This is a genomic window from Streptococcus mitis SK597 (assembly GCF_000148545.1).
In the GTDB taxonomy this organism is placed as follows: domain Bacteria; phylum Bacillota; class Bacilli; order Lactobacillales; family Streptococcaceae; genus Streptococcus; species Streptococcus mitis_C.
Genome location: NZ_AEDV01000039.1, coordinates 30,222 through 53,635 on the forward strand (window position 1 = coordinate 30,222; position 23,414 = coordinate 53,635).

A 23,414-nucleotide genomic window follows, 5' to 3' on the forward strand; every position below is an offset into this window, starting at 1 on the left:
CCAAGTATCCTTTCAAATTGTAACAAATTTAGGCTATTTCTTCAATGGATGCTACTTGGAGATTGAAAAAGCCTAAGCAATTCTGCTTAAGCTAGCTTATTTGGTGCGCATTTCCCCTTGTGGGAAATAAGTTCCTTCTGGCATGTCGTTGATGATGACATGGACAGCTGATTGAGGTGCTCCAGTGTTGCGGACAACAGCTTCCGTTACTTCCTTAGCAAGAGCTTTCTTTTGCTCGAGCGTGCGTCCTTCAAATAAATCGATGCGTACAAATGGCATAATAGCTTCCTCCACTAGTTTTTGATTTCTTCTATTTTACCACATTTTGCCGTTTAAAGCTTAAGAAAATTATGATATACTAGAATGTAGCAAAAATTTAGAAATGGACGTGAAGCAAGAAACATGGCACAGTTGTATTATCGTTATGGGACCATGAACTCTGGTAAGACCATTGAGATTCTCAAGGTGGCCTATAACTATGAGGAGCAAGGAAAAGGTGTTGTGATTATGACCTCGGCTCTGGATACGCGTGACGGTGTTGGCTATGTGTCGAGTCGAATCGGTATGAAACGCCCTGCTCTTGCGATTGAGGAGACGACGGATATCTTTGGCTATATCCGAGACCTACCAGAAAAGCCTTACTGTGTTTTGGTCGATGAAGCCCAGTTTCTCAAGCGTCATCATGTTTACGACTTAGCTCGTGTTGTCGATGAGTTAGACATACCTGTCATGGCTTTTGGTTTGAAAAATGATTTTCGCAATGAACTGTTCGAAGGTTCCAAGTATCTCTTGCTCTTAGCAGACAAGATCGAAGAAATCAAGACCATCTGTCAGTATTGTAAGAAAAAGGCGACCATGGTTTTGCGAACACAGGATGGACTGCCCGTTTACGATGGAGAGCAGATCCAGATCGGTGGAAATGAAACCTATATCTCAGTTTGCCGTAAACATTATTTTGCCCCTGAAATCAATAAGGAGAATGAAGAAAAATGAACATCTATGATCAACTACAAGCTGTAGAAGACCGTTATGAAGAATTAGGAGAGTTGCTCAGTGACCCAGATGTGGTTTCGGACACCAAGCGTTTCATGGAGCTCTCAAAAGAAGAGTCTTCAAGCCGTGATACAGTGACGGCTTACCGAGAATACAAACAAGTCCTTCAAAACATCGTTGATGCTGAAGAGATGATTAAGGAATCAGGCGGAGATGCGGACTTGGAAGAAATGGCCAAGCAAGAGCTCAAAGATGCCAAGGCTGAAAAAGAAGAATACGAAGAAAAACTCAAAATTTTGCTCCTTCCAAAGGATCCAAATGATGACAAGAATATTATCCTTGAAATCCGTGGAGCAGCTGGTGGAGACGAAGCGGCACTTTTCGCTGGAGACCTTCTAACTATGTATCAAAAGTATGCGGAAGCCCAAGGCTGGCGCTTTGAAGTTATGGAAGCTTCTATGAACGGTGTCGGTGGTTTCAAAGAAGTCGTTGCCATGGTTTCAGGTCAATCTGTTTACTCTAAACTCAAGTATGAGTCTGGTGCCCATCGTGTTCAACGTGTCCCTGTGACTGAAAGTCAAGGCCGTGTGCATACCTCTACAGCGACAGTCCTTGTCATGCCTGAAGTGGAAGAGGTAGAATATGATATTGATCCAAAAGACCTTCGTGTTGACATCTACCATGCATCTGGAGCTGGTGGACAGAACGTCAATAAGGTTGCGACTGCCGTTCGTATCGTTCACTTGCCAACCAATATCAAGGTTGAGATGCAGGAAGAACGTACTCAACAGAAGAACCGTGAGAAAGCCATGAAAATCATCCGTGCGCGTGTTGCTGACCACTTTGCTCAGATTGCACAAGATGAACAAGACGCTGAGCGTAAGTCGACAATCGGTACTGGTGACCGTTCAGAACGAATCCGTACTTATAATTTCCCACAAAACCGTGTCACAGACCACCGTATCGGCTTGACTCTCCAAAAACTAGATACGATTTTGTCTGGTAAATTAGACGAAGTTGTGGATGCCTTGGTTCTCTATGACCAAACGCAAAAATTAGAAGAATTAAATAAATAATGAAATTAGCTCAATTATTTTCAGATTTTGAAGAAGAATTGATAAGACAGGGAGAGGAAGCAGAAAGCCTCTCTTTTGTCTATCGTAGCCTGAAAAATCTATCTTTTACAGACTTTGTTTTTGCCCTCCAGCAGGAAGTGACGGAAGAGGAAGAAGTATTTGTAAAAGAAATTTTCCAACAGCTAGCAGCTCACAAGCCAGCCCAGTATATCATTGGACAGGCAGATTTTTATGGAATGCAGCTAAAAGTGGATGAACGAGTATTGATCCCTCGTCCAGAAACAGAGGAGTTGGTGGAGCTTATCCTGGCTGAAAATCCTGAGACGAATCTTTCAGTTCTGGATATTGGAACAGGTAGTGGAGCTATTGCTCTCGCCTTAGCAAAAAACAGACCAGATTGGTCAGTGAAAGCAGCAGATATTTCCCAAGATGCTTTAGATGTAGCCAGCGAAAATGCTAAAAATCAAAATCTTCAAATATTTTTAAAAAAATCTGACTGTTTTACAGAAATTTCTGAAAAATATGATATAATTGTTTCCAATCCACCCTATATCTCTCGTGAAGATGAGTCAGAGGTTGGCTTGAATGTCTTGCATTCGGAGCCTCATCTAGCTCTCTTTGCAGCCGAGGATGGCCTAGCTATTTACCGTAGAATTGCGGAAGATGCAAAAGACTATCTCAAAGACGGTGGCAAGATTTACCTTGAAATTGGATACAAGCAAGGTCAAAGTGTTCCTGAACTTTTTAGGAAGCATCTTCCTGAAAAACGTGTAAGAACACTTAAGGACCAATTTGGTCAAGATAGGATGGTCGTGGTTGATGATGGACAGGATTAGACAAGAGTTGGAAAATGGTGGAGCTGTCGTTCTACCTACAGAGACTGTTTATGGTCTTTTTGCTAAGGCCTTAGATGAAAAGGCAGTTAACCATGTTTACCAACTCAAACGTCGTCCTAGAGACAAGGCACTCAATCTCAATATCGATTCTCTCGAGGACATCTTGCACTTTTCAAAGAATCAGCCAACTTATCTACAAAAACTTGTAGAGACCTTTTTACCAGGTCCCTTGACCATTATCCTTGAAGCTAATGACCGAGTTCCCTATTGGGTCAATTCTGGCCTCGCGACTGTTGGATTTCGGATGCCCAGTCATCCGATTACCCTTGATTTGATTCGAGAGACAGGACCCCTGATTGGGCCGTCTGCCAATATTTCAGGTCAGGCAAGTGGAGTAACCTTTGAACAAATTCTGAAGGATTTTGACCAAGAGGTTCTGGGTCTAGAAGACGATGCTTTTCTAACTGGACAGGATTCAACGATTTTGGATTTGTCTGGAGATAAGGTGAAAATCTTACGCCAAGGGTCCATTAAGCGAGAAGATATTCTTGCTCGGTTGCCAGAGATTTCTTTTGAGGAGGCTTAAAATGCTAAGAAATTTAAGAGAAACTGATGTGAAAGCCATTTGTGAAATTAACCAAGAGGCTTTGGGCTATTCTTTTAGTCTAGAGGACACGTCTAGTCAACTAGCTAGACTATCTCAGGATTCCCATCATTTCCTTCTTGGCTATGAGGATGAAGCTAGTCATGTCTTACTTGGATATGTCCACGCTGAAGTTTACGAATCCCTCTATTCCAAAGCAGGATTTAATATTTTAGCCTTAGCAGTTTCACCTCAAGCACAAGGTCAAGGTATTGGTAAAAGCTTATTACAAGGGTTGGATCAAGAAGCAAAAAGACGTGGTTATGGGTTTATCCGCTTAAACTCTGCCGATCATCGTCTGGGTGCTCATGCATTTTATGAAAAAGTTGGTTATACTTGTGATAAAATGCAGAAACGGTTTATTCGCATCTTTTAGTTTAATTTTCTAATAAGAAAATTAAACTAATGGACTAGTCACACAATAAAAGGAGAAGACCTATGATTTTTGACAAAGATGATTTTAAAGCATATGATGCTGATCTCTGGAATGCTATTGCCAAAGAAGAAGAACGACAACAAAACAACATTGAGTTGATTGCTTCGGAAAACGTAGTTTCCAAGGCTGTTATGGCAGCTCAAGGGTCTATCTTGACGAATAAATACGCCGAAGGCTACCCAGGTCGCCGTTACTATGGTGGAACTGATGTGGTAGACGTGGTAGAAAGTCTAGCTATTGAGCGTGCAAAAGAAATTTTCGGCGCTAAATTTGCCAATGTCCAACCACACTCAGGAAGCCAAGCCAACTGTGCGTCTTACATGGCCTTAATTGAGCCAGGTGATACCGTTATGGGGATGGATTTGGCAGCAGGTGGACACTTGACCCACGGAGCTCCAGTTAGTTTCTCAGGTCAAACCTACAACTTTGTTTCTTACAGTGTTGATCCTGAAACGGAACTCTTGGATTTTGATTCTATCTTGAAACAAGCTCAAGAAGTAAAACCAAAATTGATCGTAGCTGGTGCTTCAGCCTATTCTCAAATTATCGACTTCTCAAAATTCCGTGAAATCGCAGATGCTGTTGGGGCTAAGCTTATGGTGGATATGGCCCATATCGCTGGTTTGGTTGCTGCTGGTCTCCACCCAAGTCCAGTACCATACGCTCATATCACTACAACAACGACTCACAAAACCCTTCGTGGACCTCGTGGTGGTTTGATTTTGACTAATGACGAAGAACTTGCCAAGAAAATCAATTCAGCTATTTTCCCAGGTATTCAAGGTGGTCCTTTGGAGCATGTTGTTGCTGCCAAGGCAGTTTCCTTCAAAGAAGTTTTGGATCCAGCCTTCAAGGAATATGCGGCTAATGTCATCAAGAACAGCAAGGCTATGGCAGATGTCTTCTTACAAGACCCTGATTTCCGTATCATTTCTGGCGGGACTGAAAACCATCTCTTCCTAGTGGATGTGACTAAGGTTGTAGAAAACGGAAAAGTTGCTCAAAACTTGCTGGATGAAGTCAATATTACCCTAAATAAAAACTCAATCCCTTACGAAACCTTATCACCATTCAAGACAAGTGGGATTCGTATCGGATCTGCAGCCATCACTGCACGTGGATTTGGTGAAGAAGAAAGTCGCAAAGTGGCTGAATTGATCATTAAAACTCTTAAGAATGCAGAAAATGAGGCTGTATTAGAAGAAGTGAGAAGCGATGTCAAAGCATTGACAGATGCCTTCCCATTATACGAGGACTAAAACTTTTATGGACATTTATATTAAGAAAGCCATTATTCACCAGTTCAGTCCGGATGATACCGAGCTGTTCCTAGCGGATAAGTTTCTCAATATTACTCCAAAAATCGAAGAATACCTGCGTAAAAAAATTGAACGTGTGTATTCAGATGAAGCCAAGACTGGGATTTTCGAGGAAGAAAATCCCTTCTTCAATCATATCACAGACGATTTGTTGGAGACATCAGTAACACTGGCTAATCTCTGGAAAGAAGAGTTCAGTATTTCTGAAAACCTCAAGACCAATGACTTGATTTTTGTGCAATTTTCTAAAGAAGGTGTAGAACATTTCGCTTTCTTGCGAATTGCCCTGCGTGAGACCTTGACCCACCTCGGAGGAGAAGTTGATAATCCAATCAAGCTGACTCAGAATAACCTGCCTGGATTTGGAACGGGTGCTGACGAAGCCTTGGTGGTCAATCTTCAGAGTCGCAAGTACCACCTGATTGAAAAACGAATCAAGTATAACGGGGCTTTCTTGAACTATTTTTCAGACAATCTTCTTGCCGTCGCCCCTAAAATTTCACCCAAGAAATCTATCAAAGAACTGGAAAAAACGGCACAGCGCATTGCTGAAACCTTTAACACAGATGACTTTCAATTTCAATCCAAGGTCAAATCAGCTATTTTTAACAATCTGGAAGAAAGCAATGAATTATCGCCTGAGAAATTGGCTAACGACCTTTTTGATAACAATCTGACTGCTCGTTTGAGCTTTATTGACCAAGTCAAAGAAGCCGTACCAGAACCAGTTCAATTTGATGAAATTGATGCCAGTCGCCAATTAAAGAAATTTGAAAACCAAAAACTTTCCTTGTCAAATGGAATTGAGCTCATCGTTCCCAATAATGTCTATCAAGACGCCGAGTCTGTTGAGTTTATCCAAAATGATAATGGAACCTACTCTATCTTAATCAAAAATATCGAGGATATCCAAAGTAAATAATGTTTAAACGAATTCGAAGAGTGCTTGTACTAGCAGTCTTCCTTTTTGCTGGATATAAAGCTTACCGTGTTCATCAAGATGTCAAGCAAGTCATGACCTATCAACCCATGGTTAGAGAAATCTTGAGTGAAAAAGACACCCCAGCAAACGAAGAGCTTGTGCTCGCTATGATTTATACCGAAACAAAAGGAAAAGAAGGCGATGTCATGCAGTCTAGTGAGTCTGCAAGTGGTTCCACCAACACCATCAATGATAATGCCTCTAGCATTCGACAAGGCGTTCAAACTCTGACAGACAATCTCTATCTGGCTCAGAAGAAGGGGGTAGATGTCTGGACGGCTGTTCAATCCTATAATTTTGGACCTGCCTATATCGATTTTATCGCCCAAAATGGCAAGGAAAACACCTTGGCTCTGGCCAAACAGTACTCTCGTGAGACTGTTGCCCCCTTGCTTGGTAATACCACTGGAAAGACTTATAGTTATATTCACCCCATTTCCATTTTTCACGGTGCCGAACTCTATGTAAATGGAGGAAACTATTATTATTCTAGACAGGTGCAACTCAACCTTTACATCATCAAATGTTTCACTCTCTTTTCGACATCTGGCTAGTCCAGATGTTTTTGTTATAAGTTTTCTTTAAGATAGATATATTACTCTAGAAAGGTAAAGGAGGGAATTCCCTATGAGAAAGAAACTCTTTCTGACCAGTGCTGCGGTCTTGTGGGCAGTAACAGCTATGAATAGCGCCCATGCAGCAACAAATGTTCAAAAAGTCATCGATGAAACCTATGTCCAACCTGAATATGTCCTAGGTTCATCATTGTCTGAAGATCAAAAAAATCAAACTCTTAAGAAATTAGGCTACAATGCCTCAACAGACACCAAAGAACTCAAGACCATGACACCTGATGTCTATTCTAAGATTATGAATGTCGCCAATGACTCTAGCTTACAATTGTATTCATCAGCCAAGATTCAAAAACTAGGTGACAAGTCGCCACTTGAGGTCAAGATTGAAACACCAGAAAACATTACTAAGGTGACTCAGGATATGTACCGAAACGCGGCCGTAACTTTGGGTGTGGAACACGCCAAAATCACTGTAGCAGCGCCCATTCCAGTTACTGGTGAAAGTGCTTTAGCAGGGATTTACTATTCGCTAGAGGCTAATGGAGCCAAGGTGCCGCAAGCTAATAAAGACTTGGCTCAAGAAGAGCTGAAGGCTTTGTCAGATATCAATGCTGAAAACAAGGACAAGTCAGGCTATGATGCTAATAAACTAAACGTTGCCCTAGCCGATATCAAGTCAGGACTCGCCAAAGCTAAAGAAAGCAAGGGAAATCTGACAGAGGAAGATATCCGCAAAATCGTTGAAGATACCTTAAAAAATTACAAACTTGATCAGGTGATAACAGGAAACCAGATCAATATCATCATCAATTTTGCTTTAAATCTCTCAAAAAGTGATATCCTCAGCAATGCAGACTTCACTAAAACCCTAAAGGACCTGAAACAAAGCATCGTATCACAAGCTGGTGACAGTTTTAAAAATATTAACCTTAACTTTGATGCGGATAAGGCGCTAGAGGACGGGGGGAATTTCTTAAGCGCCCTCTGGCAAGCCATTGTCAACTTCTTCAAGAGTTTTGGTTCTTAATACTCTTCGAAAATCAAATTCAAACCACGTCAACGTCGCCTTGCCGTACTCAAGTACAGCCTGTGGCTAGTTTCCTAGTTTCCTAGTTTGCTCTTTGATTTTCATTGAGTATAAGCTATTACAAAAGGTAGTCAGATTTTTTCAGAAAAATGTTTTATAAATATTCACAAATCTCCTATATTTATGGTAAAATAGAATCATCATTTTATTTTGGAGTCAAAGATGAATATATTTAGAACAAAAAATGTTAGTTTAGATAAAACGGAGATGCACAGGCATTTGAAGTTATGGGATTTGATTTTGCTGGGTATCGGAGCCATGGTAGGGACAGGTGTCTTTACAATCACAGGTACTGCAGCCGCAACTCTAGCGGGTCCAGCCCTAGTGATTTCAATTGTCATTTCTGCCTTGTGTGTAGGATTATCAGCCCTCTTTTTTGCAGAATTTGCTTCGCGAGTACCCGCTACAGGTGGTGCCTACAGTTATCTCTATGCTATTTTAGGAGAATTTCCTGCCTGGTTGGCTGGTTGGTTAACCATGATGGAGTTCATGACAGCCATATCAGGCGTAGCTTCGGGTTGGGCAGCTTATTTTAAAGGATTGCTTTCTCAATATGGGATAGCCCTTCCTCAGACTTTAAATGGTACCTTTAATCCTCAAGCAGGGACATTTGTTGATTTATTGCCTATTCTTGTCTTGGTCTTGGTGACTTCGCTTGTTTTACTAAACGCCAAGGCTGCCTTACGCTTTAATTCTATTCTAGTGATTTTGAAATTTTCCGCTTTAGCTCTCTTTGTTTTAGTAGGAATCTGGCATATTAAACTTGATAATTGGAGCAATTTTGCTCCTTATGGTTTTGGACAAATCTATGGTGCTAGTACTGGTATTATGGCTGGTGCGTCCTTGATGTTCTTCGGTTTTTTGGGATTTGAATCCATCTCTATGGCCGTAGATGAGGTCAAGACTCCTCAAAAAAATATTCCTAGAGGGATTGTTTTATCGCTTTCTATCGTAACCATTCTTTATGCCTTGGTGACGCTTGTCTTGACTGGTGTGGTTCACTATAGTCATCTAAATGTCGACGATGCCGTTGCCTTTGCCCTTCGTAGTGTTGGGACTAGTTGGGCAGCCAACTATGTGTCATTGGTGGCTATCTTGACCTTGATTACGGTTTGTATCTCAATGACTTATGCCCTATCGCGTATGATTTACAGTTTAGCGCGTGACGGATTGATACCTGCCGCCTTTAAAGAACTAACGAAGACTAGCAAGGTACCAAAGAATGCTACTATCTTAACGGGGCTAGCTTCAGCAGTAGCAGCAGGAATGTTCCCTCTTGCTAGTATCGCAGCCTTCTTAAATATTTGTACCTTGTCTTACCTGATCATGTTGGCTTATGGTTTGATTCGCTTACGGAGAGAAAAGGGGATGCCCAAAGCTGGAGAATTTAAAACACCACTGGTACCCTTATTACCGATTTTATCAATCATCATTTGTTTATCATTTATGTTGCAGTATAATATGGAAACTTGGATTGCTTTCCTAGTTGCGTTGTTAGTAGGAAGTATCATTTACTTTACTTATGGTTATAAGCATTCTACCATAGAAGAATAATACTCTTCGAAAATCTCTTCAAACCACGTCAGCTTCACCTTGCCGTATATATGTGACTGACTTCGTCAGTCTTATCTACAACCTCAAAGTCGTGCTTTGAGCTGACTTCGTCAGTTCTATCCACAACCTCAAAACAGTGTTTTGAGCTGACTTCGTCAGTTCTATCTGCAACCTCAAAGTCGTGCTTTGAGCAACCTGCGGCTAGCTTCCTAATTTGCTCTTTGATTTTCATTGAGTATAAAGTGAGAATCTGTTGAGTTGTTGACACTCAGCAGATTTTTATATGTGAAAGAAATTTCAATTTTTTTCTTAAAATAGCTTGACAGATTAAATTTTTAGGAGTAGAATGTTTACCAGTTAATTAAATAGTTAAGGGGTTATCCATGAAAAAACAAAGTTTATTTTTAGTATTGTTAAGTGTCTTTCTTTTGTGTTTAGGGGCTTGTGGTCAAAAGGAAAGCCAGACAGGGAAAGGGATGAAAATTGTGACCAGTTTCTATCCTATCTACGCTATGGTCAAGGAAGTATCTGGTAACTTGAATGATGTTCGGATGATTCAGTCAAGTAGTGGGATTCACTCCTTTGAACCTTCAGCGAATGACATTGCAGCCATCTATGATGCAGATGTCTTTGTTTACCATTCTCATACGCTCGAATCTTGGGCAGGAAGTTTAGATCCCAATCTAAAAAAATCTAAAGTGAAGGTTTTAGAGGCTTCTGAAGGAATGACATTAGACCGAGTCCCAGGGCTAGAAGATGTGGAAGCAGGGGATGGAGTTGATGAAAAAACGCTCTATGATCCTCATACTTGGCTAGATCCTGAAAAAGCTGGCGAAGAAGCTCAGATTATCGCTGATAAACTTTCAGAGGTGGATAGTGAGCATAAAGAAACTTACCAGAAAAATGCGCAAGCCTTTATCAAAAAAGCTCAAGAATTGACTAAGAAATTCCAGCCTAAATTTGAAAAAGCGACTCAGAAGACTTTTGTAACACAACATACAGCCTTTTCTTATCTAGCGAAGAGATTTGGACTTAATCAACTTGGTATTGCAGGTATCTCTCCTGAACAAGAACCAAGTCCACGACAACTTACAGAAATTCAGGAATTTGTAAAAACCTATAAGGTTAAAACGATTTTTACAGAAAGTAACGCTTCTTCAAAAGTAGCTGAAACTCTTGTCAAATCAACAGGTGTGGGGCTTAAAACTCTGAATCCTTTAGAAGCAGACCCACAAAATGACAAGACCTATTTAGAAAATCTTGAAGAAAATATGAGTGTTCTAGCAGAAGAATTAAAGTGAGGAAAGAATGAAAATCAATAAAAAATATGTAGCAGGTTCAGTGGCAGTCCTTGCCCTAAGTGTTTGCTCCTATGAGCTTGGTCGTTACCAAGCTGGTCAAGTTAAAAAAGATTCTAATCGAGTTGCTTATATAGACGGTGATCAGGCTGGTCAAAAGGCAGAGAACTTGACACCAGATGAAGTCAGTAAGAGAGAGGGAATCAACGCCGAACAAATTGTTATCAAGATTACGGATCAAGGTTATGTGACCTCTCATGGAGACCATTATCATTACTATAATGGCAAGGTTCCTTATGATGCCATCATCAGTGAAGAACTCCTCATGAAAGATCCGAATTATCAGTTGAAGAATGCAGATATTGTTAATGAAATCAAGGGTGGCTATGTGATTAAGGTAGACGGGAAATACTATGTTTACCTCAAGGATGCGGCTCATGCGGACAATATTCGGACAAAAGAAGAGATTAAACGTCAGAAGCAGGAACATAGTCATAATCATAATGCAAGCACAGATAATGCTGTTGCTGCAGCCAGAGCCCAAGGACGCTATACAACGGATGATGGTTATATCTTCAATGCCTCTGATATTATAGAAGATACGGGTGATGCTTATATTGTCCCTCACGGCAATCACTTCCACTATATTCCTAAGAGTGACTTGTCTGCTAGTGAATTAGCTGCTGCTCAGGCCTTCCTATCTGGAAAAGGCGGTCAATTAAGTACGGTTGAATATCGTTCAAGCAGGGGAGAAACAAGATCTAGTGTGAGAACGAGTCAATCTGAGGCTCCTCAAGATTCTGCAACAGCTCCTGAGAGTCAAAACGAGGACTTGGATAGTCTCCTTCAAGAATTGTATGCTTTGCCACTTAGCCAACGTCATGTGGAGTCTGATGGATTGGTATTTGACCCAGCACAGATTACAAAACGTACAGCCAATGGTGTGGCTGTTCCTCACGGAGATCATTTCCATTTCATTCCTTATTCACAAATGTCTGCTTTGGAAGAAAAATTGGCTCGAAATCTACCAATTGGAGGTCAGCCAGTTCAAAGTCATTCTGACAATACGAAACCAAGCAGTACAGATAAACCAAGTTCAACACCAAGTTCACCGATTAAACCAAACTTTAATCTCAATACGCCGGCACCGAATAGAGGAACTGGAGGCGCTTATACAACGGATGATGGGTATGTCTTTAGTCCGACAGATGTGATTGAAGATACAGGTGACGCTTTTGTTGTACCGCACGGCAATCATTTTCACTATATACCTAAGAGTGATTTGTCAGCAGGAGAATTGGCTGCCGCCCAAGCTTATTGGAATGGGAAACAGGGTTCTCATTCTTCTACAAGCTCAAGTAAACCAAGTAGTGATAATGCTAAACCAGTCCAACCAAGTTTGACAGAGACTCCAAACCTGACTGTCACCCCAACTTATCATCAAAATCAAGGGGAAGATATCCCAACACTTTTAAGTAAATTGTATGCCAAACCTTTATCAGAACGCCATGTGGAATCTGATGGATTAGTCTTTGATCCGGCACAAATCATCAAACGTACAGCTAACGGTGTAGCAGTGCCTCACGGAGACCATTATCACTTTATCCCTTATTCACAAATGTCTGATTTAGAGCAGAAGATTGCTAGAATTATTCCGTTAAAAGGACAAAATGGCAGTGTCTTGCCAAGTGTTACTCCTCTGAAGCCAGCCCCTACTACCAAACCTCTAGCACCAGTGGAAAATAAACCGACAGAATTTGATGTCAACCAGGTTGTTAGAAAAGTTGGCGACGGTTATATTATCGAGGATAAGGGCGTTAGTCGTTATGTTCTAGCTAAAGACTTAGCCAAGGATAAGATTGATGCTATTGAAAATCTCTTGTCTAAGAAAACTCAAGAGACACACGCTCTAGTTGCGAAGAAAGAAAATGTATCACCTCGTGACCAAGAATTTTATGATAAAGCTTATCATTTGTTGACCGAGGCTCATAAAGCCTTGTCTGAAAATAAGGGTCGTACTTCTGATTTCCAAGCCTTAGACAAGTTAGCAGAACGCTTGAATGATGAATCTTCTAATAAAGGAAAATTAGTAGATGATTTATTAGTATTCCTAGCACCAATTATCCACCCAGAGCGACTTGGCAAACCAAATGCTCAAATTGCTTATACGGACGATGAAATTAAATTAGCGAAATTAGCAGGTAAGTATACAACAGAAGATGGCTATATCTTTGATCCTCGTGATATAACGAGCGATGAAGGCGATGCCTATGTAACTCCGCATATGACTCATAGTCATTGGATCAAGAAAGAAAGTTTGTCTGAAGCTGAAAGAGCAGCAGCTCAGGCTTATGCTAAAGAGAAAGGTTTGACGCCTCCTTCAACAGATAATCAGGGTTCAGGAAATACTGAGGTTAAAGGAGTAGAAGCAATCTATAATAAAGTGAAGGCAGCTAAGAAAGTTCCACTTGATCACATGCCTTACAATCTCCAACATACTGTTGAAGTTAAAAACGGTAGCTTGATTATACCTCATTACGACCATTACCATAACATTAAATTTTCTTGGTTTGACGAAGGACTATATGAGGCACCTAAAGGTTATAGCCTTGAGGATCTTTTTGCGACTGTAAAATATTATGTTGAACATCCAAATGAACGCCCTCACTCAGATAATGGTTGGGGAAATGCCAGCGACCATGTTCGTAAAAATAAGGCAGACCAAGACAGTAAACCTGATGAAGATAAGGAACATGATGAAGTAAGTGAGCCAACTCGCCCTGAATCTGATGAAAAAGAGAATCACGCAGGTTTAAACCCTTCAGTAGATAATCTTTATAAACCGAGCACTGATGAAGACGAGACAGAGGGAGTTGCTAACGATACAACAGACGAAGCTGAAGTCCCTCAAGTAGAAACAGAAAAAGTAGAAGCTAAACTCAAAGAAGTAGAAGCTTTACTTGATAAAGTAACGGATGCTAGTTTGAAAGACAATGTGACAGAGAGCCTAGCTGGTTTACGAAATAATCTGAGTCTCCAAACCATGGATAATAATGGCATCATGGCAGAAGCAGAGAAATTACTTGCTTTGTTAAAAAGGTAGTGAGTCAGTTATGACGAAATCAGAAGCATAAATTTATCCTGTTAAATTAAAATGATGTAAGAGTCAGTAGCAATACTGGCTTTTATTTGTCTCGCTCCGTAAGGTTCAGGCTAAATAAACCACCTGATTTTTTGGGGGGCTTTGGCTTCATTTAGGAGAAATCAATCTATATCCAAGGTTAGTAACTTAATTATAGGTCTTCCTTTGTTAGAGAAGATAATGGTAAAAGGGTAGGGGGGAATTGATTTTACAGTTTAGGATGTTTTGATGACAATTTATGATTTGAAGAGGATATTTGGAAAAGATATGCTATACTAAACTTTTGATTCAATTAAACAAACCATTCTATTCAATAAGCTAGTCAAGAAAAACAGAGGATTTAAGATGAAAAAACGAATTATTCAGATTTTACTAGCATTATCCTTAATTTTTTACAAATCAACTTGGTTTTGGGGAATTTTCAATCACCTCGCAAAGCCTTATCTACCAGCAAGTCGTGAATTTTTTCAGATTCTGCTTTGGATGGAGAGTGGAGGTCTTTTATTAGCGGTCATCTATCTACTAGTTTTTGCAGGAAAGAAGACTTTTCATTTCAAGTGGCAGCTGAGGTACTTTATCTACCTTTTACTGGGCTACATCATTTCGTATATGTCGGACTTCCTCTTGTCTTATTTCATACCCTCGTCTTCAAATCAAATCTCTTTGAATGAAACGATAGAAATGATAGGGAGACAGGAATTACCCTATTTTTTGCTCATAGCTTGCTTCATCGGCCCTATTGCTGAGGAGTTGATTTATCGCGGTGTGCTTATGACAACCTTTTTCAAAAACTCGCCTTGGTACGGAGATGTCTTGCTTTCTGCTATTATTTTCGGTTATATTCATATCAATTTCGCTTTAACTCCTCTTGCTTTTTTCATTTATGCTAGCGGAGGGCTTATTTTGGCTCTATTGTATCGTATGACTAAAAATCTCTACTATCCAATACTAGTTCATATTCTCATCAATATCACTGCCTTCTGGGATGTGTGGTTACTCCTATTTTCAGGAAGTTAGCTTACTAAAACAATGTCGGAACTTTCCGGCATTTTCTTTTCAATAGATGAGCAAGAACTGATTATTTTCAGACTTGGGTGGCTAATCATGGTATAATAAAAGGTAATGAAAAATTCCAACGAGGCAGAGATGAAATTACTTTATACTGATATTCGGACTTCTTTGACTGAAATTCTAACCAGAGAGGCGGAAGAGCTAGTTGCTGCTGGCAAGCGGGTCTTCTACATCGCCCCCAACTCTCTTTCTTTTGAAAAGGAACGTGCCGTGCTGGAATGCTTGTCCCAGCAGGCTTCTTTTGCGATTACCGTCACGCGCTTTGCTCAAATGGCTCGTTACCTAGTCTTGAATGACTTGCCTGCCAAGACCAGTCTAGATGACATCGGTCTTGGGATGGCCTTTTACAAATGCCTTGCCGAACTTGATCCCCAAGACTTACGAGTATACGGAGCCATCAAGCAGGATCCTCAGTTTATCCAGCAGTTGATAGAGCTTTACCACGAGATGACCAAGGCTCAAATGAGTTTTTTAGACTTGGAGAGTTTGACGGATGAGGACAAGAGGGCCGATTTACTCTTGATTTTTGAGAAGGTAACGGCTTATCTCAATCAGGGGCAGTTAGCTCAAGGAAGTCAGTTGTCTCAATTGATTGAGGCTATTGAGAATAACAAGGTAAGTAGTGATTTTAATCAAATCGCCTTGGTTATTGATGGATTTACCCGTTTTTCTGCCGAGGAAGAGCGGATTGTGGACTTACTTCACGGCAAGGGTGTTGAGATTGTCATTGGGGCTTATGCTAGTAAGAAAGCTTATACCAGTCCATTCGCTGAAGGCAATCTTTATCAAGCCAGTGTGGAGTTTCTCCATCATTTAGCTGCTAAATACCAAACGCCTGCTCAGGATTATTCTCAATCTCACGAGAAGATGGATAGTTTTGACAAGGCTTCTCGTTTGCTAGAAGCGTCTTATGACTTTTCAGAATTAACATTGGATGTCGATGATGAGGACCGTGAAAACTTACAAATCTGGTCTTGTTTGACGCAAAAAGAAGAGTTGGAGTTGGTAGCCCGTAGCATTCGTCAGAAATTGCACGAGAACTCAAATCTGAGTTACAAGCATTTTCGCATTCTTTTGGGGGATGTAGCGTCTTATCGATTATCTCTAAAAACAATTTTTGACCAGTATCAAATTCCTTTCTATCTAGGCAAAAGCGAATCCATGGCGCATCATCCCTTAACACAGTTTGTCGAGTCTGTTTTAGCTTTAAAACGCTATCGTTTCCGTCAGGAAGATTTGATAAACCTTCTTAGAACAGGTTTGTATAGCGACCTTAGTCAAGCTGATATTGATGCATTTGAGCAATATATCCGCTATCTTGGTATCAATGGCTTGCCAGCCTTTCAGCAAACCTTTACCAAATCCCACCATGGAAAATTTAATCTGGAACGTTTAAATGCTCTTCGTCTGCGTATTTTAACACCTCTTGAGACTCTTTTTGCTAGCAGAAAACAAAAGGCTGAAAATCTCTTGCAAAAGTGGAACTCTTTTCTAAAAGAAGGAGCTGTGACCAAGCAGTTGCAAGATTTGACAGCCACTATGGAAGCTCTAGAACAGGAAAGACAAGCTGAAGTTTGGAAGGCTTTCTGTCATGTTTTAGAGCAATTTGCGACTGTTTTTGCTGGTTCACAGGTTAGTCTAGAGGACTTCCTAGCCTTGCTCCATTCTGGAATGAGTTTGTCTCAGTATCGCACTATTCCAGCGACAGTGGATACTGTTCTGGTGCAGAGTTACGATTTGATTGCGCCTTTGACAGCTGACTTTGTCTACGCCATTGGGCTGACTCAGGACAATTTACCAAAAATCGCGCAAAATACCAGTCTTTTGACAGATGAAGAAAAGCAAAATCTAAACCAAGCAACCGAAGAAGGCGTTCAATTACTGATTGCTAGTAGTGAAAATCTCAAGAAAAATCGCTATACTATGCTTTCCTTGGTCAATTCTGCTCGTAAGCAGTTGGTCTTGTCGGCTCCAAGCCTTTTTAACGAAAGTGAAAGCAAGGAATCAGCTTATCTTCAAGAGCTAGTTCATTTTGGATTTAGCAGGAAAGAGAAGAGGATGAATCACAAAGGGCTGTCTAAGGAGGATATAGGGACCTATCACAGTCTTTTGTCTAGTCTGGTTGCCTATCACCAGCAGAGCGAGACGGACGAGACGAGTGATAGGGAGCAAGATTTGACCTTTGTCAAGGTTCTGGCGCGTGTCATGGGTAAAAAGTTAGACCAGCAAGGTCTGAAAAATCCTGCCCTTCCAACCAGTCCAAGTAGTAAGCAGTTGACCAAAGATACCTTACAAGCTCTCTATCCTACTGATCAGGAGTTTTACCTGTCTACCTCTGGTTTGACGGAGTTTTACCGGAACCAATACAGTTATTTCCTCCGCTACGTGTTAGGCTTGCAGGAAGAATTGCGCCTGCGTCCGGATGCCCGTAGTCATGGGAATTTCTTGCACCGTATTTTTGAACGTGCCTTGCAGTTGCCTGACGAAGATTCCTTTGACCACCGTCTAGAACAAGCTATTCAAGAAACCAGTCAAGAACGCGAATTTGAAGCCATTTATCAAGAAAGTTTGGAAGCCCAGTTTACCAAGGAAGTTCTACTTGATGTTGCACGGACGACTGGCCACATTCTCCGACACAATCCAGCTATTGAAACCATCAAAGAAGAGGCGAATTTCGGTGGGAAAGAGCAGGCCTTTATTCAATTGGACAATGGACGCAGTGTCTTTGTACGAGGAAAGGTTGACCGGATTGACCGTTTGAAAGCTGATGGAGCGATAGGGGTAGTAGACTACAAATCCAGTCTGACTCAGTTCCAGTTTCCTCATTTCTTTAATGGGCTCAATTCCCAGTTACCAACCTATCTAGCCGCCTTAAAAAGAGAAGGGGAGCAGAACTTTTTCGGTGCCATGTACTTGGAAATGGCTGAGCCTGTTCAATCTCTGATGGCTGTTAAGAGTCTGGCGGGGGCAGTAGTAGAAGCCAGCAAGTCTATGAAATACCAAGGGCTCTTTTTAGAAAAAGAAAGCAGTCATTTGGGTGAATTTTACAATAAAAACAAGGCTAATCAGCTGACGGATGAGGAATTTCAGCTCCTACTGGACTACAATGCCCATCTTTATAAAAAAGCGGCTGAGAAGATTTTAGCAGGCCAGTTCGCTATTAACCCTTATACTGAAAATGGCAGAAGTATTGCACCGTATGTTCAGCAACATCAGGCTATTACAGGATTTGAAGCAAATTACCACTTGGGTCAAGCCCGTTTCCTAGAAAAGTTGGACTTGGCTGACGGCAAGCGTCTGGTCGGAGAAAAACTCAAGCAAGCTTGGTTTGAAAAAATAAGAGAGGAGTTGAATCGATGAAGTCCATTCCCTTTTTAACTGATGAGGAAATTCAAAAACTCCAAGAAGCAGAAGCAAATTCGAGCAAGGAACAAAAGAAAACTGTCGAACAAATCGAAGCTATCTACACTTCTGGCCAGAATATCCTGGTTTCAGCGTCGGCTGGTTCTGGTAAAACCTTTGTCATGGCAGAGCGTATTCTGGACCAATTGACGCGTGGTGTCGAAATTTCTCAACTCTTTATCTCAACCTTTACCGTTAAGGCTGCCACAGAGCTTAAGGAACGTTTGGAGAAAAAAATCAGCCAACAAATCCAAGAAAGTAGCGATGTTGATCTCAAACAACACTTGGGCCGCCAGTTGGCAGACCTACCCAACGCTGCCATCGGAACCATGGACTCTTTCACACAAAAATTCCTTGGTAAACATGGCTATCTGATTGATATTGCGCCTAATTTCCGTATTTTACAAAACCAAAGCGAGCAACTCCTTCTAAAAAACGAAGTCTTTCATGAGGTATTTGAAGCGCATTATCAAGGTAAACAGAAAGAGACCTTTAGTCATTTGCTGAAAAACTTTGCTGGGCGCGGCAAGGATGAACGGGGGCTACGCCAGCAAGTCTATAAAATCTATGACTTCCTCCAATCCACCAGCAATCCGCAAAAGTGGCTGAGTGAATCTTTTCTCAAAGGCTTTGAAAAAGCTGATTTTAACAGTGAAAAAAACAAACTTACTGAGCAAATCAAACAAGCCCTTTGGGATTTGGAAAGCTTTTTCCGTTATCATTTGGATAACGATGCCAAGGAGTTTCCTAAGGCTGCCTATTTAGAAAATGTTCAGTTGGTTCTGGATGAAATTGGCTCCTTAAATCAGGAGTCTGATAGTCAGGCTTATCAAGCAGTGCTTGTGCGTGTTGTCGCAATTTCGAAAGAAAAAAATGGTCGAGCTCTGACTAATGCTAGTCGTAAGGCTGATTTGAAGCCACTGGTCGATGCCTACAACGAAGAGAGGAAGGCCCAGTTTGCTAAACTAGGACAACTGTCAGACCAGATAACCATTCTCGACTATCAAGAACGTTATCATGGAGACACTTGGAAACTAGCTAAAACCTTCCAAGCCTTCATGAGTGATTTTGTGGAGGCTTATCGTCAGCGTAAGCGCCAGGAAAACGCCTTTGAATTCGCTGATATTAGCTATTACACCATTGAGATTTTAGAGAATTTCCCGCAAGTTCGTGAGGCTTATCAGGAGCGCTTCCATGAAGTCATGGTCGATGAGTATCAGGATACCAACCATATTCAAGAACGGATGCTGGAATTACTTTCTAATGGCCACAATCGCTTTATGGTGGGGGATATCAAGCAATCTATCTATCGTTTCCGTCAGGCAGATCCGCAGATTTTTAATGAAAAATTTCAACGCTATGTGCAAAATCCAAAAGAGGGCAAGCTCATTCTCCTCAAGGAAAATTTCCGTAGTAGTTCAGAAGTGCTGTCAGCAACCAATGATGTTTTTGAACGTCTTATGGACCAAGAAGTCGGAGAAATCAACTATGATAACATGCACCAGCTTGTTTTTGCCAATACCAAACTAACTTCCAATCCAGACAACAAGGCGGAATTTCTCCTCTACGACAAGGACGATTCTAGTGAGGAAGAAGAGAGCCAAGCAGAAACAAAATTAACAGGTGAAATGCGCCTGGTCATCAAGGAAATCCTCAAACTCCATCAAGAAAAAGGTGTTGCTTTTAAGGAAATTGCCCTTTTGACCTCTAGCCGCAGCCGTAATGATCAGATTCTCCTCGCCTTATCTGAGTACGGGATACCTGTCAAAACCGACGGCGAGCAAAACAATTATCTTCAATCCTTAGAAGTACAAGTCATGTTGGATACACTTCGTGTCATTCACAATCCCCTGCAAGACTATGCCTTGGTTGCTCTTATGAAGTCTCCAATGTTTGGCTTTGATGAGGACGAGTTGGCACGTTTGTCCCTCCAGAAAGCTGAAGATAAAGTCCAAGAAAATCTCTATGAGAAACTGGTCAATGCTCAAAAACTTGCAACAAGCCAGAAAAACTTAATTCATACTGATTTAGCTGAAAAACTAAACCAATTCATGGATATCTTGGATTCTTGGCGCTTGTATGCCAAAACCCACTCCCTCTATGACTTGATTTGGAAGATTTACAATGACCGTTTTTATTATGACTATGTTGGGGCTTTGCCAAATGGGCCTGCTAGACAGGTCAATCTCTATGCCCTAGCACTGCGTGCTGATCAATTTGAAAAGAGTAATTTCAAAGGCTTATCACGTTTTATTCGTATGATTGACCAAGTCTTAGAAGCCCAGCACGATCTTGCAAGCGTGGCTGTCGCACCGCCCAAAGATGCAGTGGAACTCATGACCATTCACAAGAGTAAAGGGCTAGAGTTTCCTTACGTCTTCATCCTCAATATGGATAAAGATTTCAACAAGCAAGACTCTATGTCAGAGGTCATTCTCAGTCGTAAAAATGGGCTTGGTGTCAAATATATTGCCAAAATGGAGACAGGAGCAGTGGAAGATCACTATCCTAAAACCATCAAACTCTCCATTCCTAGTCTGACCTATAGACAGAATGAAGAGGAATTACAGCTGGCAAGCTATTCAGAGCAAATGCGTCTACTGTATGTTGCCATGACGCGAGCTGAGAAAAAGCTCTATCTTGTCGGCAAGGGTTCTCGTGAAAAACTGGAAGCCAAGGAATACCCAGCAGCTAAAAATGGAAAACTAAATAGCAACACTAGACTTCAAGCAAGGAATTTCCAAGATTGGATGTGGGCTATCAATAAAGTGTTTGCAAAGGATAATCTCAACTTTAGCTATCGTTTTGTTAGTGAAGACCAGTTGACTAGAGAAACTATCGGTCAATTGGAAAACAAGAGCCCTCTACAAGACAGCTCTCAAGCAGACAACCGCCAGTCAGAGATCATCAAAGAAGCCCTTGAAATGCTGAAAGAGGTGGAAGTCTATAATACTCTTCACCGCGCAGCTATTGAATTGCCAAGTGTTCAAACCCCAAGTCAAATCAAGAAATTCTACGAACCTGTTATGGATATGGAAGGTGTTGAGATTGCAAGTCAAGGCCAGTCAGTAGACAAGAAAATCAGCTTTGATTTACCAGATTTTTCAACCAAAGAAAAGGTAACCGGAGCTGAGATTGGTAGTGCTACCCACGAACTCATGCAGAGAATTGACCTCAGCCAGCGACCAACGCTTGCTAGTCTGACAGAAACTCTCAAACAAGTTCAAACCAGCCCAGCTGTCAGGGACAAGATCAATCTTGCTAAAACTCTTGCATTCTTTGACACAGCGCTCGGTCAGGAAATTCTCGCTAATACCAACCATCTCTATCGCGAGCAACCTTTCTCCATGCTCAAACGAGACCCAAAGAGTCAGGAAGACTTCGTTGTCCGTGGTATCCTTGATGGCTATCTGCTTTATGAGGATAAAATCCTTCTGTTCGACTATAAGACAGACCGTTATGATGAACCAAGTCAACTCATAGACCGTTATCGTGGTCAGTTGGCACTATACGGAGAGGCTTTATCTCGAGCCTATTCGATTGAAAACATAGAAAAATACTTAATTTTACTCGGTAAAGATGAGGTTCAAGTTGTAAAAGTATAATCTAGAAAGGAGACCTCATGACACTTCCAGTTAGAAAATCCCTGCATGATGCGGTTTTACAGGCTTCAAAAGCTGATACTTGGGAACAAGCTACCAAGGAATGGAATGAAGTTTCCTTGATTTTTAATGGTATCGGCCGTAGCAATTGTGTCTGTGGAAATGCCATCAAGTACGCCTACGAACTCTTTAACGGCGTCACAGGTCAACGCCTCTTTCCGATAGGCAGCGACTGTGTTCGTCATTTTCATCGATTAAGCCTTGACCAGCAATTGGAAGAGGAAGAAAAACTGCTCAGAAAGGTTGAAAATCTGACCAGAAAAGCCCAGAAAAAGGAAAAAATCAAGGTCAATAAAAGTGACTTTGACGAGCGACTTCTAAAGTGGCTCTGGGAAAAAGGTGTTTTCAAGCCCAATCGTGGAAATCAGTTCTCACCTGAGAGAGACTACCAACTCTTCCTAGAAGTCTTTCAGGGAGGAAGTTGGACCAAGGCAGAGCCAAAGAAAAAGGCTCGCATGGAAGAAGTCCTTGAAAAGTGTATCAAACCCTTTTTACTTGGAAAGTCGGATGACCAACTCTACCTTGTCAAGCTAGGCAAGGAGAAAATTGACTACGAACAGGAACTCCGTATCCAGGCAGAGAAAGAACGCAAGAAGAGGGATAAAATCGCCAAGCAATATGCAGACAATCTGGTTCTAGCTATGGGCCCAGCAGAGCGTGCTTATCAGGATTACTTTGGCTTTACAGAGACTCTAACTCAAGAAGAACGCAAGTGGGAGAAAATACTTTTTGGTAAAAATCGAACAGAACGGGCTATCAAGGCTAAACAATACCGAAAAGAGCTGGAAAAAGACCAACGAATAGCTAGTCAGGATCCAATTGAAAGAAAGCAGAAGCAGACCTGGCTTCTCAATTCCTATTTTCGTGAGCTTCCTGAAGAAAAATCTAGATTTGCTCGGCTCTTATTAGAATATCGAAAAAGCGGAGAAGTGTCATTTTCAACCGAATATCTGTCAGATCATCTGCTCGACTTTTTCTATAAAATGAAAGCCTTTGAGTTTGAAATCGCACCAGAACAAGTTCGAGATTTTCTAAAAGAAAGCCTTCAAGCAGAGAATCTATCATCAGCACAGGAAAGCTGGATAGAAGGAATTCTCCTCAACTGCATCAAACCATTCTTAGAACGATTATTGATATGAGTAACACCTACCGTGGAAGTGTCATGGTAGGTGTTATTGTATCCCCAAAATAATATAAAACAAAGTATGAAAACGCTACTCAATTTTAAGACTTTTCGGTAAATAAAGAGTATAATTAAGGTATACTGCCTTTTTTATAGATAATACACTAATATAATAAAGGTCTTTGTAACATCGATAAATTGTATTTCAAGGAGGA

At 41.1% G+C, this 23,414-nt stretch carries 18 protein-coding genes; 16 read left to right on the top strand and 2 right to left on the bottom strand.

Features of this window, described 5'->3' with window-relative positions:
* Positions 1-96: 96 nt before the first annotated feature.
* The gene (locus SMSK597_RS07205) at positions 97-279 is read right to left on the bottom strand and encodes a 4-oxalocrotonate tautomerase (RefSeq protein WP_001117401.1); all 183 of its coding nucleotides are present in this window, start codon (positions 277-279) and stop codon (positions 97-99) included.
* 123 nt (positions 280-402) lie between these two features.
* On the opposite strand from SMSK597_RS07205, the gene SMSK597_RS07210 reads away from it, so the two are divergent.
* The 10 genes from SMSK597_RS07210 (at position 403) to SMSK597_RS07255 (ending at position 9,501) form a co-directional block, all read left to right on the top strand.
* Positions 403-993, top strand: a complete 591-nt coding sequence (locus SMSK597_RS07210) for a thymidine kinase (protein WP_000068147.1) — start codon at positions 403-405, stop codon at positions 991-993.
* Positions 990-2,069 carry a peptide chain release factor 1 gene (prfA, locus tag SMSK597_RS07215; protein ID WP_001028820.1) on the top strand — a complete coding sequence of 360 codons (1,080 nt, stop codon included), beginning with the start codon at positions 990-992 and terminating at the stop codon, positions 2,067-2,069. Before SMSK597_RS07210 ends, prfA begins: the two co-directional genes overlap by 4 nt.
* Positions 2,069-2,905, top strand: a complete 837-nt coding sequence (prmC, locus tag SMSK597_RS07220) for a peptide chain release factor N(5)-glutamine methyltransferase (RefSeq protein WP_000761869.1) — start codon at positions 2,069-2,071, stop codon at positions 2,903-2,905. The genes prfA and prmC overlap by 1 nt, the downstream gene beginning before the upstream one ends.
* Positions 2,889-3,491 (top strand): L-threonylcarbamoyladenylate synthase, encoded by a 603-nt coding sequence (locus SMSK597_RS07225; protein ID WP_000969307.1) that lies wholly within the window; start codon positions 2,889-2,891, stop codon positions 3,489-3,491. Before prmC ends, SMSK597_RS07225 begins: the two co-directional genes overlap by 17 nt.
* 1 nt (position 3,492) lies before the next feature.
* Positions 3,493-3,924 (top strand): GNAT family N-acetyltransferase, encoded by a 432-nt coding sequence (locus tag SMSK597_RS07230; protein ID WP_000945731.1) that lies wholly within the window; start codon positions 3,493-3,495, stop codon positions 3,922-3,924.
* Positions 3,925-3,986: 62 nt separating this feature from the next.
* A complete protein-coding gene (gene glyA / locus SMSK597_RS07235; protein WP_000575486.1) occupies positions 3,987-5,243 on the top strand; it encodes a serine hydroxymethyltransferase in 1,257 nt (418 codons plus the stop codon).
* 7 nt (positions 5,244-5,250) lie between these two features.
* Positions 5,251-6,225, top strand: a complete 975-nt coding sequence (locus SMSK597_RS07240; RefSeq protein ID WP_000356100.1) for a nucleoid-associated protein — start codon at positions 5,251-5,253, stop codon at positions 6,223-6,225.
* Positions 6,225-6,839: a cell wall hydrolase Pmp23 gene (gene pmp23 / locus SMSK597_RS07245; protein ID WP_000476379.1), complete on the top strand. Its 615-nt coding sequence runs from the start codon at positions 6,225-6,227 to the stop codon at positions 6,837-6,839. Before SMSK597_RS07240 ends, pmp23 begins: the two co-directional genes overlap by 1 nt.
* Positions 6,840-6,912: 73 nt before the next feature.
* The gene (locus tag SMSK597_RS07250) at positions 6,913-7,887 is read left to right on the top strand and encodes a DUF1002 domain-containing protein (protein ID WP_001227753.1); all 975 of its coding nucleotides are present in this window, start codon (positions 6,913-6,915) and stop codon (positions 7,885-7,887) included.
* A gap of 222 nt (positions 7,888-8,109) precedes the next feature.
* Positions 8,110-9,501 carry an APC family permease gene (locus SMSK597_RS07255; RefSeq protein ID WP_001020330.1) on the top strand — a complete coding sequence of 464 codons (1,392 nt, stop codon included), beginning with the start codon at positions 8,110-8,112 and terminating at the stop codon, positions 9,499-9,501.
* Positions 9,502-9,535: 34 nt separating this feature from the next.
* On the opposite strand, the gene SMSK597_RS13805 is transcribed toward SMSK597_RS07255, so the two are convergent.
* Positions 9,536-9,733, bottom strand: a complete 198-nt coding sequence (locus SMSK597_RS13805; protein ID WP_000692897.1) for a hypothetical protein — start codon at positions 9,731-9,733, stop codon at positions 9,536-9,538.
* A 151-nt stretch (positions 9,734-9,884) separates the two neighbouring features.
* Here SMSK597_RS13805 and adcAII point away from each other — a divergent pair, with 151 nt between their 5' ends.
* The 6 genes from adcAII to SMSK597_RS07285 all read left to right on the top strand — a co-directional run bounded on the left by adcAII (position 9,885) and on the right by SMSK597_RS07285 (position 23,215).
* Complete coding sequence (gene adcAII, locus SMSK597_RS07260; protein ID WP_000744918.1) at positions 9,885-10,802, top strand: zinc-binding lipoprotein AdcAII; 918 nt, start codon at positions 9,885-9,887, stop codon at positions 10,800-10,802.
* A 7-nt stretch (positions 10,803-10,809) separates the two neighbouring features.
* Positions 10,810-13,902 carry a pneumococcal-type histidine triad protein gene (locus tag SMSK597_RS07265; RefSeq protein WP_000700514.1) on the top strand — a complete coding sequence of 1,031 codons (3,093 nt, stop codon included), beginning with the start codon at positions 10,810-10,812 and terminating at the stop codon, positions 13,900-13,902.
* A gap of 384 nt (positions 13,903-14,286) precedes the next feature.
* Entirely contained in the window at positions 14,287-14,958 is a 672-nt protein-coding gene (locus tag SMSK597_RS07270; RefSeq protein ID WP_000746012.1) for a CPBP family intramembrane glutamic endopeptidase, read from the top strand.
* Positions 14,959-15,087: 129 nt separating this feature from the next.
* Positions 15,088-18,372, top strand: a complete 3,285-nt coding sequence (gene rexB, locus SMSK597_RS07275; protein ID WP_000772319.1) for an ATP-dependent nuclease subunit B — start codon at positions 15,088-15,090, stop codon at positions 18,370-18,372.
* A complete protein-coding gene (gene addA, locus SMSK597_RS07280) occupies positions 18,369-22,019 on the top strand; it encodes a helicase-exonuclease AddAB subunit AddA (RefSeq protein ID WP_000836260.1) in 3,651 nt (1,216 codons plus the stop codon). The genes rexB and addA overlap by 4 nt, the downstream gene beginning before the upstream one ends.
* A 17-nt stretch (positions 22,020-22,036) precedes the next feature.
* Positions 22,037-23,215 (top strand): hypothetical protein, encoded by a 1,179-nt coding sequence (locus SMSK597_RS07285; RefSeq protein ID WP_000174779.1) that lies wholly within the window; start codon positions 22,037-22,039, stop codon positions 23,213-23,215.
* Positions 23,216-23,414: the final 199 nt, after the last annotated feature.

Excerpts from the sequence above, each read along its gene's own strand:
- adcAII (WP_000744918.1), top strand. The coding sequence starts at position 9,885 with ATGAAAAAACAAAGTTTATTTTTAGTATTGTTAAGTGTCTTTCTTTTG.
- prfA (WP_001028820.1), top strand. The coding sequence starts at position 990 with ATGAACATCTATGATCAACTACAAGCTGTAGAAGACCGTTATGAAGAA.
- SMSK597_RS13805 (WP_000692897.1), bottom strand. The coding sequence starts at position 9,733 with ATGAAAATCAAAGAGCAAATTAGGAAGCTAGCCGCAGGTTGCTCAAAG.
- SMSK597_RS07205 (WP_001117401.1), bottom strand. The coding sequence starts at position 279 with ATGCCATTTGTACGCATCGATTTATTTGAAGGACGCACGCTCGAGCAA.
- pmp23 (WP_000476379.1), top strand. The coding sequence starts at position 6,225 with ATGTTTAAACGAATTCGAAGAGTGCTTGTACTAGCAGTCTTCCTTTTT.
- SMSK597_RS07255 (WP_001020330.1), top strand. The coding sequence starts at position 8,110 with ATGAATATATTTAGAACAAAAAATGTTAGTTTAGATAAAACGGAGATG.
- SMSK597_RS07270 (WP_000746012.1), top strand. The coding sequence starts at position 14,287 with ATGAAAAAACGAATTATTCAGATTTTACTAGCATTATCCTTAATTTTT.
- glyA (WP_000575486.1), top strand. The coding sequence starts at position 3,987 with ATGATTTTTGACAAAGATGATTTTAAAGCATATGATGCTGATCTCTGG.
- SMSK597_RS07230 (WP_000945731.1), top strand. The coding sequence starts at position 3,493 with ATGCTAAGAAATTTAAGAGAAACTGATGTGAAAGCCATTTGTGAAATT.
- SMSK597_RS07210 (WP_000068147.1), top strand. The coding sequence starts at position 403 with ATGGCACAGTTGTATTATCGTTATGGGACCATGAACTCTGGTAAGACC.
- SMSK597_RS07285 (WP_000174779.1), top strand. The coding sequence starts at position 22,037 with ATGACACTTCCAGTTAGAAAATCCCTGCATGATGCGGTTTTACAGGCT.
- addA (WP_000836260.1), top strand. The coding sequence starts at position 18,369 with ATGAAGTCCATTCCCTTTTTAACTGATGAGGAAATTCAAAAACTCCAA.
- SMSK597_RS07265 (WP_000700514.1), top strand. The coding sequence starts at position 10,810 with ATGAAAATCAATAAAAAATATGTAGCAGGTTCAGTGGCAGTCCTTGCC.
- SMSK597_RS07240 (WP_000356100.1), top strand. The coding sequence starts at position 5,251 with ATGGACATTTATATTAAGAAAGCCATTATTCACCAGTTCAGTCCGGAT.
- prmC (WP_000761869.1), top strand. The coding sequence starts at position 2,069 with ATGAAATTAGCTCAATTATTTTCAGATTTTGAAGAAGAATTGATAAGA.
- SMSK597_RS07225 (WP_000969307.1), top strand. The coding sequence starts at position 2,889 with ATGATGGACAGGATTAGACAAGAGTTGGAAAATGGTGGAGCTGTCGTT.
- rexB (WP_000772319.1), top strand. The coding sequence starts at position 15,088 with ATGAAATTACTTTATACTGATATTCGGACTTCTTTGACTGAAATTCTA.
- SMSK597_RS07250 (WP_001227753.1), top strand. The coding sequence starts at position 6,913 with ATGAGAAAGAAACTCTTTCTGACCAGTGCTGCGGTCTTGTGGGCAGTA.